General features: G+C 64.8%; 12 protein-coding genes. All 12 read right to left on the bottom strand.

The features are described from left to right. Window positions 1-120: 120 nt before the first annotated feature. The 12 genes from gltB to TabM4_RS18365 all read right to left on the bottom strand — a co-directional run bounded on the left by gltB (window position 121) and on the right by TabM4_RS18365 (window position 14,915). Window positions 121-4,659, bottom strand: a complete 4,539-nt coding sequence (gene gltB, locus TabM4_RS18420) for a glutamate synthase large subunit (protein WP_434615771.1) — start codon at window positions 4,657-4,659, stop codon at window positions 121-123. A gap of 13 nt (window positions 4,660-4,672) precedes the next feature. Further along, window positions 4,673-5,377 (bottom strand): hypothetical protein, encoded by a 705-nt coding sequence (locus TabM4_RS18415; protein WP_434615769.1) that lies wholly within the window; start codon window positions 5,375-5,377, stop codon window positions 4,673-4,675. Further along, on the bottom strand, window positions 5,374-6,156 hold the full coding sequence (locus TabM4_RS18410; RefSeq protein ID WP_434615767.1) for an alpha/beta fold hydrolase: 783 nt from the start codon (window positions 6,154-6,156) through the stop codon (window positions 5,374-5,376). The genes TabM4_RS18415 and TabM4_RS18410 overlap by 4 nt, the downstream gene beginning before the upstream one ends. 27 nt (window positions 6,157-6,183) lie before the next feature. After that, the gene (locus TabM4_RS18405; RefSeq protein WP_434615764.1) at window positions 6,184-7,620 is read right to left on the bottom strand and encodes an NAD(P)-dependent oxidoreductase; all 1,437 of its coding nucleotides are present in this window, start codon (window positions 7,618-7,620) and stop codon (window positions 6,184-6,186) included. A 162-nt stretch (window positions 7,621-7,782) separates the two neighbouring features. Continuing rightward, window positions 7,783-8,583 carry an undecaprenyl-diphosphate phosphatase gene (locus TabM4_RS18400; RefSeq protein WP_434615762.1) on the bottom strand — a complete coding sequence of 267 codons (801 nt, stop codon included), beginning with the start codon at window positions 8,581-8,583 and terminating at the stop codon, window positions 7,783-7,785. 39 nt (window positions 8,584-8,622) lie between these two features. Then, entirely contained in the window at window positions 8,623-9,609 is a 987-nt protein-coding gene (locus tag TabM4_RS18395) for a complex I NDUFA9 subunit family protein (RefSeq protein ID WP_434615759.1), read from the bottom strand. 226 nt (window positions 9,610-9,835) lie between these two features. Beyond that, complete coding sequence (locus tag TabM4_RS18390) at window positions 9,836-10,684, bottom strand: cytochrome c1 (RefSeq protein WP_434615756.1); 849 nt, start codon at window positions 10,682-10,684, stop codon at window positions 9,836-9,838. A 16-nt stretch (window positions 10,685-10,700) separates the two neighbouring features. Beyond that, window positions 10,701-12,038, bottom strand: coding sequence for a cytochrome b (petB, locus tag TabM4_RS18385; RefSeq protein ID WP_434615753.1), 1,338 nt, complete (start codon window positions 12,036-12,038; stop codon window positions 10,701-10,703). 11 nt (window positions 12,039-12,049) lie between these two features. Next, entirely contained in the window at window positions 12,050-12,610 is a 561-nt protein-coding gene (gene petA / locus TabM4_RS18380) for a ubiquinol-cytochrome c reductase iron-sulfur subunit (protein WP_434615750.1), read from the bottom strand. A gap of 241 nt (window positions 12,611-12,851) precedes the next feature. Then, window positions 12,852-13,487 carry a LysE family translocator gene (locus TabM4_RS18375; protein ID WP_434615747.1) on the bottom strand — a complete coding sequence of 212 codons (636 nt, stop codon included), beginning with the start codon at window positions 13,485-13,487 and terminating at the stop codon, window positions 12,852-12,854. 1 nt (window position 13,488) lies between these two features. Then, window positions 13,489-14,106 carry a glutathione S-transferase gene (locus tag TabM4_RS18370; RefSeq protein ID WP_434615744.1) on the bottom strand — a complete coding sequence of 206 codons (618 nt, stop codon included), beginning with the start codon at window positions 14,104-14,106 and terminating at the stop codon, window positions 13,489-13,491. Between the two features lie 203 nt (window positions 14,107-14,309). Next, window positions 14,310-14,915, bottom strand: a complete 606-nt coding sequence (locus tag TabM4_RS18365; RefSeq protein WP_434615741.1) for an FMN-binding negative transcriptional regulator — start codon at window positions 14,913-14,915, stop codon at window positions 14,310-14,312. Window positions 14,916-15,056: the final 141 nt, after the last annotated feature.

Genomic DNA, 15,056 nt, shown 5'->3' with positions numbered 1-15,056 from the left:
GTCAAGGCAAGGCGCAGCGATGCCGCGCCCGCATCTGGCCGCGCGCACGATTTTTCTGCGAAAAATCAGGCGCGGCGGCCCCGGAATTTTCGCAGAAAATTCGTCGGGGCCGCCTGCGCCTTACTCGGCCGGGACCTTGGCCGCCTCGTCCGAGAGGGGATGCGCCAGATGCGGCAGCATTTCCTTCGGGCAGACCTGCAGGAAGTTGCGCTTTTCCGCTTCCCAATCGGCAAGGATGCGCTCGGCGATGCGGGAACCCGTCTCGGCATGGTGGCGTTCGATCAGGCCGCGCAACTGCGCCTCCCAATGCGGATGGCCGATTCCGCAGGTCAGGATGGATTCGAGGTTCATGAAATCCTCGGCCACCCCATCCGGGTCATAGACATAGGCCATGCCGCCCGTCATGCCCGCGCCGAAATTCGCGCCGATCCGGCCAAGGATCACCGCGACGCCGCCGGTCATGTATTCGCAGCCGTTGGAACCGCAGCCTTCGACCACCACCTTCGCGCCGGAGTTGCGCACCGCGAAGCGTTCGCCCGCGCGGCCGGAGGCGAAGAGGTAGCCGTCGGTCGCGCCGTAAAGCACGGTGTTGCCGATGATCGTGTTCTCCTCTGCCTTCAGCGGGGAGGACATCATCGGACGCACCGTGATCGTGCCGCCGGACAGGCCTTTGCCGACATAGTCGTTGGCATCGCCCTGCACTTCGATCTTGAGGCCACGGACAGAGAAGGCGCCCAGCGATTGCCCGCAGGACCCCGTCAGTTTCACCGTCAGATGGTCGTGCTGCAGGCTGTTCCGCATCCCGAACTTCTTCACGATATGCGACGAGGCCCGCGTCCCGATGGTGCGGAGCGTGTTCCGCACCGCATAGGAAAGCTGCATCTTCTCGCCATCTTCGAAGAAACGCGCGCCATCGCGGATGATTTCCGCATCCAGCGTGTCGGGCACAGCATTGCGCGGCTTCGACCGGTCGTAGGTGATCCTCGAGGCGCCATCCACCGTGATGAGCAGCGGATTGAGGTCAAGGTCATCCAGCGCGGCATGGCCACGGCTGACCTGTGTCAGAAGGTCCGCGCGCCCGATGATTTCATCCAAGCTGCGCGCGCCGATGGAAGCGAGGATTTCCCGCACCTCCTGCGCGTAGAAGGTGATCAGGTTCACCACCTTGTCCGCCGAGCCCGTGAACTTGGCGCGCAGCGCCTCGTTCTGGGTGCAGACGCCGACGGGGCAGGTGTTGGACTGGCACTGCCGGACCATGATGCAGCCCATGGCGATCAGGGCGGCGGTGCCGATGCCATATTCCTCGGCCCCCATCATGGCCGCCATCACCACGTCGCGGCCCGTGCGCAGGCCGCCATCGGTGCGGAGCGTGACGCGTTCGCGCAGGTTGTTCATGGCGAGAACCTGATGCGCCTCGGTCAGGCCCATCTCCCACGGGAGGCCCGCGTATTTGATGGACGTGGCGGGGGAGGCCCCCGTGCCGCCGTTATGGCCGGAGATCAGGATGACATCGGCCTTGGCCTTCGCCACGCCCGCTGCGATGGTGCCCACGCCGCTGGCCGAAACCAGCTTCACCGTCACCTTGGCGCGCGGGTTGATCTGCTTCAGGTCATAGATCAGCTGCGCCAGATCCTCGATGGAATAGATGTCATGGTGCGGCGGCGGCGAAATCAGCGTCACGCCCGGCGTCGAATGGCGCAGCCGCGCGATCAGCGCCGTCACCTTCATCCCCGGCAACTGCCCGCCCTCGCCGGGCTTCGCCCCCTGCGCGACCTTGATCTCCAATTCCTCGCAGGCGTTCAGATATTCCGCCGTCACACCAAAGCGCCCGGATGCCACCTGCTTGATCTTGGCCGACGGATTGTCGCCATTGGGTTCCGGCACGAAATGCGCCGGGTCCTCGCCGCCCTCGCCGCTGTCCGACTTTGCCCCGATCCGGTTCATCGCCACGTTCAGCGTCTTGTGCGCCTCGGGCGACAGCGCGCCAAGGCTCATCCCCGGCGTGACAAACCGCTTGCGGATGGATGTGATCGACTCGACTTCCTCAATCGGCACCGGCTTGCCCAGCGCCTTGATGTCCAGCAGGTCGCGGATATGGATCGGCGGGTTCGCCCGCATCGCCGCGCTGTATTGCTTCCAGATGTCATAGCTCGCCCGATCGCAGGCCGATTGCAGCATATGCATCGTCTGCGCTTCCCATGCGTGCTTTTCACCCGACCGCCGCGCCTTGTAGAAGCCGCCGATGGGCAGGACGTCGGCACCGCCGAGCCAGCCTTTGGCATGGACTTCCTCCAGCTTCTGTTCGATGCCGGTGAGGCCGATGCCGGAGATGCGGGAGTGCATGCCGGGGAAGTATTCGGCGACCATGGCGCGCGACAGGCCGACCGCTTCGAAGTTGAGGCCGCCGCGGTAGGAGGAGATGACCGAAATGCCCATCTTGGACATGATCTTGAGCAGACCGGCGTCGATGGCGTCGCGGTAGCGGCGCATGGCGTCGGTGAGGGTGCCGTCGAGCAGGCCGCGCGAGATGCGGTCGGCGATGCTGTCCTGTGCGAGATAGGCGTTCACGGTCGTCGCGCCGCAGCCGATCAGCACCGCGAAGTAATGCGGATCGATGCATTCTGCCGACCGCACGTTGATCGAACAGAAGGTGCGCAGGCCCTTGCGCGTCAGCCAGCTATGCACGGCGGAGGTGGCGAGGATCATGGGCATCGGCACGCGGTCCGGCCCCTGATGCTGATCCGTCAGCACCAGATGGCCCGCGCCCGACCGGACCGCATCCTCGGCCTCGGCCCGGATACGCTCTAGCCCCTGCCGCAGATCGTCCAGCCCCGGTGAGACCGGGAAGGTGCAGTCGATGAAGGCCACCTGATCGCCAAACTGCTTCACCATCACGTCGAATTCGGCATTGGCGATGAAGGGGCTTTCCAGAACGAGGATTTCGGTCTGGCTGCTGTTTTCATCCAGCACGTTGCGCAGGTTGCCGAAGCGGGTCTTCAGCGACATCACACGCCCTTCGCGGAGCGAGTCAATCGGCGGGTTCGTCACCTGGCTGAAGTTCTGGCGGAAGAAGTGGGAGAGCGGGCGGTAGACCTTGGACAGGACCGCAGCCGGGGTGTCGTCGCCCATGGAGGCGACCATTTCCTTGCCATCCTCGGCCATGGGGGCGAGGACCTGTTCCAACTCTTCCACGGTGTAGCCGGCGGCGATCTGGCGGCGGCGCAAGTCTGCCCCCGAATACATCGCGCTTTCCGGCACGTCGCGCAGCAGGCTGTTCAGATCGACGATCTTCTCGATCCAGTCGCCATAGGGCTGGCTTGCCGCCAGTTTGTCCTTCATTTCGGCGTCGTGGTAGAGACGGCCTTCGGCCATATCGACGGCGATCATCTGCCCCGGCCCAAGCGCGCCCTTTTCGCGGATGGTCGTCTCATCCACCGGCACCATCCCGGCCTCGGACCCGGCGATCAGCATCCCGTCGCCGGTGATGACATAGCGCATGGGGCGCAGCCCGTTCCGGTCCAGCCCGCCGCAGACCCAGCGGCCATCGGTCATGGCAAGGGCGGCAGGGCCGTCCCACGGCTCCATCACGGAATTGCAATAGGCATACATGTCCGCCCATGCCTGCGGCATGTCGGTGGTGGTTTTGCTCCACGCTTCCGGGACGAGCATGGTCTTCGCCATGGGGGCGGAGCGGCCGGAGCGGACGAGGACTTCGAACACCGCGTCCAGCGCGCCGCTGTCCGACGTGCCCGACGGGATGATCGGTTTGATGTCTTCCGCCGCGTCACCGAAGTTGTTGGAGGCCATGCGGATTTCATGGCTGCGCATCCAGTTGACGTTGCCCTTCAGCGTGTTGATTTCGCCGTTATGGGCCAGCATCCGGAAGGGCTGGGCCAGCCACCATTGCGGGAAGGTGTTGGTGGAATAACGCTGGTGATAGATCGCGAAGGACGATTCAAACCGCTCATCCATAAGGTCGGGATAGAACACCGCCACCTGCTCGGCCAGCATCATCCCCTTGTAGATGATGCTGCGGCAGGACAGGCTGCACAGATACAGACCCTGAATCTGCGCCGCGACCGCTGCCTTCTCGATCCGGCGGCGGATGATGTAAAGTTCGCGTTCGAACTGCTCCTGATCGATGTCCTTCTCGCAGCGGATCAGGATCTGTTCGATTTCGGGGCGGGTGGCGTTGGCCTTCTCGCCCAGCACGTCGGTGTTCACCGGGACGTGGCGCCAGCCATAGATGTAATGGCCCATCCGCAGGACTTCCGTCTCCACGATGGTCCGGCAACGTTCCTGCGCGCCGAAGTCGGTGCGGGGCAGGAAGACCTGACCCACGGCGATGAGCTTGTTCGGGTCCGGCTCGTGCCCGGTGCGGCGCACCACGTCATAAAAGAAGCGCACGGGGATCTGCACATGGATGCCCGCGCCGTCGCCCGTCTTGCCGTCGGCATCGACCGCGCCCCGGTGCCACACGGCCTTGAGCGCATTGATGCCGTTTTCCACGACCTTGCGCGACGGCTTGCCGCTGATGGAAACCACCAGCCCCACGCCGCAGGAGGAATGTTCGTCGTCCTGCTTGTAGAGGCCGTTTTCATGCAGCCATTGCCGCTTGGCTTCTTCGGCCTTCACCCAGGCGTCGTCATAGATGGTCATGGCACAGGTCTCCTTACGACTTGGGCGGGAACGGCAGCGACGACATCACGGCGTCGCAGTCGAACAGCGGTTGGGTGCTGGCGAAACCGGGTTCGCCGGGGAAGATGAACTGAACGGGGCTGCCGTCGATGGGAAGATAGGTCCCGTCGCCGCCATCCCATTGGGACGGGCCGGAAAAGAACAGACGCCATTCGGGGTGGATATATTCGTTCCCCCGTGACCGGCGCAGCACGTTGCCGGAGGTGTCCGTCTCGGTGAAGTTGAACTCGGTCTCCTGCAGGGTGATCCCGTCGATCACCACCTGCTTGCCCGTCAACCGGTCGGCCCCGCGCACGCGGGTGCGGTCGCCCGTATCCTTGGACAGGCCGAAGATATAGCTGTCATTCCCCGTCGCCAGCAGGTCCGAGAAAGAGGCCGGATCGGCAGGGTTCGCATCCAGCGTCTGGCGCGAGGGCGGGTCGATTTCGATGCTTTCCACCCATTGCGCCTCGGAATCGATGCGCGACATGAAATAGACGCCTTCCTGATCGTAATCCGCGCGCCACTGGTCGCCTGCGGGATCAGCCTCGCAGGTATAGTGGTTCGACACGCGGCAGCCCTTCGACTGCACCGTCATGAAGGCCGTGCAGCCCTCGGGCGGGGTGAAGCTTCCGGCCAGTGCGGGGGCGGCAAGCAGGGACAGGCCAAGCGTGGCAAGGGGCAGACGGGTCGGGATCATGCGGCAACTCCTTTGCGTCTGGCCTTCATGCGGGTTGCGAGAAGTTCGGCCAGCGCATCGCGGCGCTGCGAGAAGGCAAGGTCGATCACCTGCGGCAGGATGCCCGCCGCCTTGACGCGCGGCGCGCTGTCATGGCCCGTGCCGGGCAGCAGGAAGGTATCGGTATTGGCCGCCTCGGGCACCAGCCGAACCTGCGCCGCCTCCACCTGCGACTGCCCCATCAAAATCGTATGCGCCGTCCCCTCTGCCATATGTTCGGCAGCGGAACGGATGCGGATCGCCTCGATCCGCTTGCGATAACGCATCCACCGCTTTTCCCCCGGAACCAGAACCGGGTCGATCGAGATCTGCGGCGAAAAGGCCAGCGCGGCATCGACGGGAACGAACCCCCCGATGGCCAGCGCGGCAAAGCCGCCCATCGAATAGCCCATGGTCACCGTCTGCGTGGCCCCCACCTCGTCCCGCGCGGCCTCGATCACTTCGACGATCTCTTCCACCAGTCGCGGCGCGTTCAGCCAGCTCCGCTGCGGATCGGCGATGAAGACGGCACTGTCGCGCCCGCCGGCCGTCGCGCTCTGGGCAAATTCAAGCGGTGGCGGCGTCTCCGGCCCATGTCCGACCGAGGAAAAGACAACCACCAGACGGCGGCTGCTGCCCCGGTGCCACCAGACCCACATGCGGCGATCCTGCCGCAGAAGCGGTATCTCCAGACGCGGCAGGGTAGGGGCCGCTTGCGCGCCCATCCTTGCCTCTTCGCCCTGTCCGGGTGCCGCGATCATGGATCTGGGTTCCCTGTTGCCCGTTGCCTATTCCGCCGCGACCTGCGCGGGCTGCGCCAGATAGGCGAGGATCGATTCCGCCGCTTCGCGCCCGTCGCGGATGGCCCAGACGACAAGGCTCGCCCCGCGCACGATGTCGCCCACGGCATAGACTCCCGGCAGGCTGGTGGCATGGGTCTGAAAATCGGCCTTGATCGTGCCCCAGCGCGTGACGGCAAGTTCCGGCACGCCCCAGAGCGACGGAATCTCCTCCGGCTCGAAGCCTAGCGCCTGCACCACCAGATCGGCGGGCTCGACGTAATCCGCGCCCTCGATCAGTTCCGGCGATTGCCGCCCCGTCGCATCCGGCGCGCCAAGGCGCATCCGCTGCACCACCACGCCCTCGACATGGGCCGCCCCGGTGAACCCCTTCGGCGCGGTCAGCCAGACGAATTCGACGCCTTCCTCTTCGGCATTCTGCACCTCGCGCTGCGATCCCGGCATGTTCGCCCGGTCGCGGCGATAGAGGCACTTCACCGAAGTAGCGCCCTGACGGATGGCGGTGCGCACGCAGTCCATCGCCGTGTCGCCGCCACCGATCACCACCACGCGCTTGCCTTCGGCATTCAGCGCGCCGCTGTCGAATTCGGCCACATCGTCGCCAAAGCTCTTGCGGTTGGAGGCCGTCAGGTAATCCAGCGCCTTCACGATCCCCGCCGCGCCCACGCCGGGGGCGGAAATGTCGCGCGCCTTGTAGACGCCCGTCGCGATCAGCACCGCGTCATGCTGGCCCCGGATGGCGTCAAAGCTGATATCCACGCCCACCGTGCAGTTCAGCACGAATTGCACGCCCGCCTCTTCCAACTGCTCGATCCGCTGCATGACCACGGGCTTTTCCAGCTTGAACCCCGGAATCCCATAGGTCAGCAGGCCCCCCGCGCGGTCATAGCGGTCATAGACCGTGACCTGCACGCCCTTGCGCCGCAGCATGTCCGCCGCCGCAAGACCGCCGGGCCCCGCGCCGATGATCCCCACCGATTCCGTCCGCTCTGCATGCGGCTTGATCGGCTGGACCCAGCCGTTTTCCCATGCCGTATCGGTGATGTATTTCTCCACCGATCCGATGGTCACCGTGCCGTGGCCCGACTGTTCGATCACGCAGTTGCCTTCGCAGAGGCGGTCCTGCGGGCAGATGCGGCCGCAGATTTCCGGGAAGGTGTTGGTGGCCTGCGAGATTTCATAGGCCTCCTGCAACCGCCCCTCGGCGGTCAGGCGCAGCCAGTCGGGAATGTTGTTGTGCAGCGGGCAATGCGACTGGCAGTAGGGCACGCCGCACTGGCTGCACCGCCCCGCCTGTTCCGCGGCCTTTTCGGCGGCATATTCGCGGTAGATTTCGTGGAAATCCTGCGCCCGCAGGTTGGCGGGCCGCTTTTCAGGCGTCTCCTTGGCAACGGTCACGAACTGAAGCATGCGGTTCTTTGCCATGAGGCGCCCTCTCATCCGGGTTGTCTCGGGTGCGCCTTCATACTTTGCCTGTCGGACGAATAAAAGTCAGCACATTTGACCTAATATGCTGTTTCTTTCGCGATAGGTCAAATAAGCTGTCCGAAATCTCGGAAATTAGGTCAGCACGCGTTCCGATTGCGCCTAGAAACCCAGCAAAAGCAGGATCAGCGCCCCTGACCCCACAATGATTCGCCACCAGCCGAAGATGGCGAAGCCGTTCCGGCTTACGAAATCCAGCGTCCAGCGCACCACCAGCACGGCGGCGATGAAAGCCATGACGAACCCGACGCCGATATCCACCGCCGCCGAGAAATCCAGAATGTCGCGGCTTTTCCAGATGTCATAGGCAAAGGCCCCGGCCATGGTCGGCATCGACAGGAAGAAGGAAAACTCGGCCGAGGCGCGCTTTCCCACACCCATCATCCGCGCCCCCACGATGGTGGCCCCCGACCGGCTGACGCCGGGGATCATGGCCAGACACTGGATGAACCCGATGGCCAGCGCCTTGCGCAGCGGCAACTCCATCGCCTCTTCATGCACAGGTTCCGGCGCGATGCGATCCACCACCAGCAGCACGAAGCCGCCAAGGATCAGCATCACCGCAATCAGCATCGGCGTCTCGAACAGCACCGTCTTGATGATGTCATGCGCCAGCACGCCGATCACCACCGCGGGCAGGAAGGCGATCAGCACCGAGACCGCGAAGCGGAAGGAGGCAGGGTCGCTGTGCATGGTGGATACCACGCGCCAGAGCTTGGCCGAATAGACGGTCAGGATGGCCAGCACCGCGCCAAGCTGGATCACCACCTCAAAGGTGCGACCGGGGCTGTCAAAGCCAAGGAAATGCCCCGCCAGCAGCAGATGCCCGGTCGAGGAGACGGGGATGAATTCCGTCAACCCTTCCAGCAGCCCGAGGAAGGCGGCAATCAGCGTGTTTTCCATTGCATCCTTCCGGGCATGCCGCGCGGGCCGTGGCGGACGTCAGACCTTGCGCAGGTTCTTGGCCGATTCCTTGATCGCCGCATATTGCCCCGACGGGCGATAGCGCCACAGGTATTCCGGCAGCACCGCGCCCATGGCCGTGGGGGTGATCCCCAGATCGGCCAGACCCTTCGCCCCGGGCGAGACCACGTTGTCGGCCTTCAGGTTGCGCACCTGATCCCGCGTGATGAGGCCGTTGTGGAACAGGCCCAGCGTCACCGCCTGCAACAGGTCGAACGCCCCGCCCATGATGGATGCCGCAAAGAACGGCACATTCACGATCAGGCGGCGGCGGCGGATCACCTGCAGCATCTGGCGCATCAGATCGCGGAAGGTCTCCACATCGGGGCCGCCCAGTTCATAGATCCCCGGTGCTGCAGTGCCGGTTGCCCCCATGACCGCAGCCTGCGCCACGTCATCCACATATACGGGCTGGAACTTCGTGCCCGCACCCACCACAGGCAGCACCGGCCCGAAGCGCGTCATCGCGGCGAAACGGTTGAAGAATCCGTCCTCGTTCCCGAAGATGATCGAAGGGCGCAGGATCACCGCTGCCGGAAAGGCGGCAAGCACGGCCTTTTCGCCTGCGGCCTTGGTCTGTTGATACTCCGACGGGCTGTCGGCATCCGCGCCGATGGCCGACAGATGCACCAGATGCGACACGCCCTCTTCCGCAGCGATGCGGGCGATGCGGGCCGCCCCTTCGGCCTGCACGGCGTCGAAACTGTTCTTGCCCGAGCGGTTCAGGATGCCGACGCAGTTCACCACCGCATCCGCGCCTTTCATCACCGCCCGGACCGAGGCCTCGTCGCGGATGTTGCAGGGCACGGGTTCCACCTGGCCCACGGTGCCATAGGGTTTCACGAAGAGCGCGTCGTTGGGCCGACGGACAGCGACGCGGACACGCCAGCCCTCTTTTGCCATGCGCCGCGCGATGTAACGGCCGACAAAGCCCGAACCGCCATAGATGGTGACAAGCTTGCTCATGTCCGGTTCCCCAATTCTTGTTGCGACGGTGATTACACCCTCGCGCGTTCAAGGCCAAGCGCCCTTGCGCCGCAGGCTGGGGAGAAGGATTTTTCTGCGAAAAATCCGATCGGACTTTCCGTGAAAGTCCGATCTGCGAATTTTCGCAGAAAATTCGTGCCCCGATGCAAGGCAAAAAGCCCCGCCTTTCGACGGGGCTTTTCGGATTGTCGGTTCAGGCTTCGGCTTATGCCGCCTTCTTGCCCTTCACATCGGCCCAGATCCGCTTGTTCGTCAGATACAGCAGCGAAGCGAGGATCAGAAGGAACACCACCGCCTTGAAGCCCGACTCGCGCCGGTCCATCAGCTTCGGTTCTGCCGCCCACATCAGGAAAGACGACACGTCTTCCGCCATCTGGCTGGTCGTTGCGACCGTGCCGTCCTGATAGGTGATCAGATCATCCATCAGCGGAGGCGGCATGGCGATCCAGCTGCCGGGAATGGTGGAGACCCCGTTCTCGTCCTTGCAGGTATCCGGGATCGCCCCCTTGTCGAAGGAGGTATTGTAGTAGAACCCGTCGATCCCGTCAGGCGCGCATTCCGGGTTTTCCTCGTAATGGGTCAGCACGGAATACATGTATTCCGCCCCGCCCATGCCGTTGAAAAGCTGGCTCATCCCCGTGCCATAGGGGCCAGAGAAGCCCGCCCGCGCCTTGGTCATGAGCGACAGGTCCGGTGCCCCTTCCATCCCCGAACCGGGGAAGTGGTCGGTCGGCTTGCCGGGACGGTCTTCGCCCGTCTCGGCATCGGTGATGGTGAACTGTTCCGCGAAGGCGCGGACCTGATCCTCGGGCAGTTGCGGACCGCCCTCGTCGGCCAGCGTGCGGATCGGCACGTATTTCAGGCCGTGGCAGGCCGAGCAGACCTCCATATAGACCTGAAGCCCGCGCTGAAGCTGGAACTGGTCGAACTTGCCGAAGGGGCCTTCATGCGCGAAGTCCACATCGGTGATTTCCCTGTGGCCCCCCGCCGCCATGGCGACCCCGGTCGTCAGGGCCAGAACGGCGGCGGTGCCGAGTGCGATTTTCCTGATCATCTTGTCAGTTCCCTTCTCACTCGGCCGGATGCGCAGCGGCAGAACCGCCCGCCTTGCCGTAGTGGGCATTGAAGTCATCCTCGATCGTGGCCGGCTGCGGCAGCGGCTTCTCGATCACGCCGAGCAGCGGCAGGATCACCAGGAAGTAGGCGAACCAATAGGCCGCAGCGATCAGCGAGATGGTCGCGTAAGGCTCTTCCGCCGGCATCGCGCCAACCCACATCAACACGATGAAGTCGATCACCAGCAGCGCGAACCACCACTTGAACATCGGGCGATAACGGCCCGACCGCACCGAAGAGGTGTCCAGCCAAGGCGCCAGCGCCATGACCGCGATGGCCCCGAACATCGCCAGCACGCCGAAGAACTTGGCGTCGACGATCCCGAAGGTGATCCACTCCGCCGCGATCACCACCCAGACGTCGGCGGTGAAGGCGCGCAGGATCGCGTAGAAGGGCAGGAAGTACCATTCCGGCACGATATGCGCGGGCGTCGCCAGCGGGTTCGCCTCGATGTAGTTATCGGGGTGGCCCAGATAGTTCGGCATGAAGCCCACGATGGCGAAGAACACCGCGAGGATGACCGCCAGCGCGAACAGGTCCTTGATCACGTAATAGGGCCAGAACGGAACCGTGTCCTTCGCCGCCTCTTCCTTCGACCCGCGGCGCACTTCGACGCCGGTCGGGTTGTTGTTGCCCGTGGTGTGGAAGGCCCAGATATGGACCGCCACCAGACCTGCGATCACGAAGGGCAGCAGGTAGTGCAGCGAGAAGAAGCGGTTCAGCGTGGCGTTATCCACGGCAGGCCCGCCCAGCAGCCAGGTCTGGATGCTCGGCCCGATGCCGGGGATGGCGCCGAAGAGGCCGGTGATCACCGTCGCGCCCCAGAAGGACATCTGACCCCAGGGCAGCACATAGCCCATGAAGGCCGTGCCCATCATCAGCAGGTAGATCAGCATGCCGATGATCCACGTCACCTCGCGCGGGGCCTTGTAGGACCCGTAGTAGAGGCCGCGGAAGATATGCAGATAGACCGCGATGAAGAACAGCGATGCGCCGTTCTGGTGCAGATAGCGGATCATGTAGCCGCCATTCACGTTGCGCATGATGTGTTCGACCGATGCGAAGGCATAGTCGACATGCGGCGTGTAATGCATCACCAGGATGATGCCCGTGACGATCTGCAGCGCAAGGCAGAAGGTCAGGATGATCCCCCAGATCCACATCCAGTTCAGGTTCTTGGGCGTGGGGATCATGATAGTGTCGTAAAGCATACCGACGATCGGCAGGCGCTTGTGCAGCCACTTCTCGCCAGCGCTCTTGGGTTCGTAATGGTCGTGCGGAATTCCGGCCATCTGTCTGTTCCTTACCCGAGCTTGATCGTGGTTTCGTCTTCGAAGGCCGCCACCGGCACCGGCAGGTTGCGCGGCGCAGGCCCTTTGCGGATGCGGCCCGACGTGTCGTAATGCGACCCGTGGCAGGGGCAGAACCAGCCGCCGAATTCACCGGCGCCATCGCCCAGCGGCACGCAGCCCAGATGGGTGCAGACACCCATCATCACCAGCCATTCGCCCGCCTCGTCCAGCGTGCGGTTTTCATCCGCGGCGTCGGAGCCCGGCTTGTTGGCATTGTCCGACAGCGGATCGACCAGATCGGTCAAGGCCACGGCGCGCGCCGCCTCGATCTCTTCCGGGGTGCGGCGGCGGATGAAGACGGGCTTGCCCAGCCACTTCACCGTCAATTGCGTGCCGACCTCGACGCCCGACACGTCGACGAAGATCGACGACAGCGCCTGAACATCGGCCGAGGGGTTCATCTGGTTGATCAGCGGCCAGACAGCGGCGCCCGTGGCAACCGCCCCGGCCCCTGCCGTCGCGTAATACAGGAAATCCCGCCGGGTACCTGCGTTGTCGTCAGCGTGGGACACGAGATCTTCTCCCTTCCAAGGGCGCGGATGTGCCGCGACCCATAAATGGTGGGGCCGCGGTTTCCCGCAGCCTTGCCGGGCGGCTTTTAGACAAGGCGCGCCTGATCGTCCAGCGGACAAACGGGCGCAGACCGGGCCAAAGCCTGCGGAAATTCGTCTCCTGTGGCCGGGCGGGCGCGCCTGCGGGCCCAACCGCCCGCCACAGGTCACGATGCAAATGATGGAACGGTGCCCGCCCCGCTCAACCCCCTGCGACAAGTCGTAGCGCAAAGCCCGCGAACAGGACCCCCGCCACCGCCTGCAAAACCCATCCCGCCCGCAGATAGAAGCGCAGCGCCGGCGCAGTGGAAAAGAGAATCATGTAGATCGCGTGAATCGAAAACGAAAGAAGGCATGCCCCCGCGCAAAGCAGCGCCACATCCCCCGCCCGCGCCTGCGCCACGGGGAACATCCCCATCACCGCCAGCCAACTCGTCAGCGCCTTGGGATTGACCGCGATCACCGCCAGCGCGCGCCGGAACCCCGCAGCGAATCCCACGCCCCGCCGCCCTTCGGGCAGGGCCATCCCCCGCGCGCGATACCCCGCAAGCGCCGCCCGCAGATAGCGCAGCGCAAACATCAGCAAAAGCCCCACCGCCATCCAGCGCAGCGCCTCTGCCGCCCAGGGAACCACCGCGATCACCGCCGACAGGCCCAGCAGCATCGACAGGCACCACAGCCCGATTCCCAGCCCCACCCCGCAGGCCGATCCGAACCCCGCCCGCCGCCCCGATCCCATGGCCAGCGCGATGGTGTTCAACACATTCGGCCCCGGCGAGGCGATGTTGGCGGCCAGGAACAGCCAGACCGTGACAAAGGCAGCCAGCGGCAGCGTCATCTCAGGCGGGCAGCGTCGCCATCATCGAGGTCCGGGCTGCGAAACGATCGAACCATGCCGCCAGATGCGGCCGCCCCGCCCGCCATCCGCGCGCTCCGTGGCGGAAATCCAGATAGCCCAGCGCGCAGCCCACCGCGATCTGCCCCGCATCCAGTGGCCCCTCCAGATGCGCCATCCACCGCGTCTCCAGCGCGTCCAGCGCCCTGTCCACCTTGGCCCATTGCCCCTCGACCCAGGGCGCGAAGCGCAACTCCTCCGGCCGCAGCCGCCCCTCATAGACCATCAGCAGCGCCGCATCGAGGATGCCGTCTCCCGTCGCCTCCACAGTCAGCGTGTCCCACTGCTTTGCGCCCTCGGGGTAAAGCCCGGCCCCCGCCCCGTCCCTTGCCCGCGCATCCAGATAGCGGCAGATCACCCGGCTGTCATACAGCGCAGGGCCGTCCGTCCGCTCCAGCGCCGGCACCTTGCCAAGGGGGTTGGCCTCAAGCGGTGCGGTCCCCGGATCGACCGGGCTGCCCGACTCGGTCACCAGCTCAACCTCGGCCAGTTGCCCCGTCTCGTGCAGCAGGACCATGACCTTGCGCACATAGGGCGAGGTCGGCGAGAAATAGAGACGCATGTCACAGGCTCCGTCGGTTTTGCCCCGACCCTAGGCGCAGGACCCGTCGCCGGAAAGCGGTTTGTGACGCACAAACCGCGCCGGAATTTGACGCAAATTCCGGACCCCAAACGCTGCTCCGCCCGGACCCGATTTCTGCGTGCAGAAATCGCCGCGAAATCTGCGTCAGATTTCGCTTCCCCGGGCAGGCAAGGCCGCTTCCCTCACCCCAGCGCCCGCATCAGGGCCCCGATCTCCGCCGCCAGCCCGCCCTGCGCCTCCAGCGCCGCGATCACCCCCGCCCGCGCCTCCGCCGTCTTGTTCTGGCCGAGCTTCCACGTCCCCTGCACCTCCGAGACCTCAAGGCGAAAGGGCAGGATGCCCCGCATCATCCGCTCCATCACGCCTTCGCCCATCTTGTGCTTGGTCCATGGTCGCTTGTCCGCGATCCGCCCCTCGAACTCGGCCGAAAGGGCATCCACCTGTGGCTCCAGCCCCTCGGGTTCCATCGGCGACAGCACGCCCCGCAGATGCACCGCCACGTAATTCCACGTCGGCACCTGATCCGGAATCCCGTACCAGTCCGGCGAGACATAGGCATCCGGCCCCTGCACCGCCAGCAGGGCAGGGGCGGGCAACCCCGCCCGTGCAATGGCGTTCGATCGGGCCAGATGCACCTCCACCACCCGCGCTCCTGCCATCACGAAGGGCACATGCGCGGCAATCGGCCCCTCTGGCCCGTTGATGCACAGCACACCGAACCCCCGCGCGGCGGCGAAACGCAGATTCTCCTCCTCGGCTGTTCCCCTGAAGGCGGGATTTGGATGCATGGCCTGTCCCTCCGAACGATTCGCGCAAGTTAGGTAAACGTGAACGCACAGCCCGAAGCGTGCTGACGGTTTGCGGTACAGTTCCCGGCACAGGTTACGGCACAGCCGTTTTCGGCCCTATGTCCAGATTAACCCAGCGTT

Source organism: Tabrizicola sp. M-4, assembly GCF_051132405.1.
Classification (GTDB): Bacteria; Pseudomonadota; Alphaproteobacteria; order Rhodobacterales; family Rhodobacteraceae; genus Paragemmobacter.
Note: the sequence above shows the minus strand (reverse complement) of the source record. Positions and strands in the feature narration are given on the sequence as shown.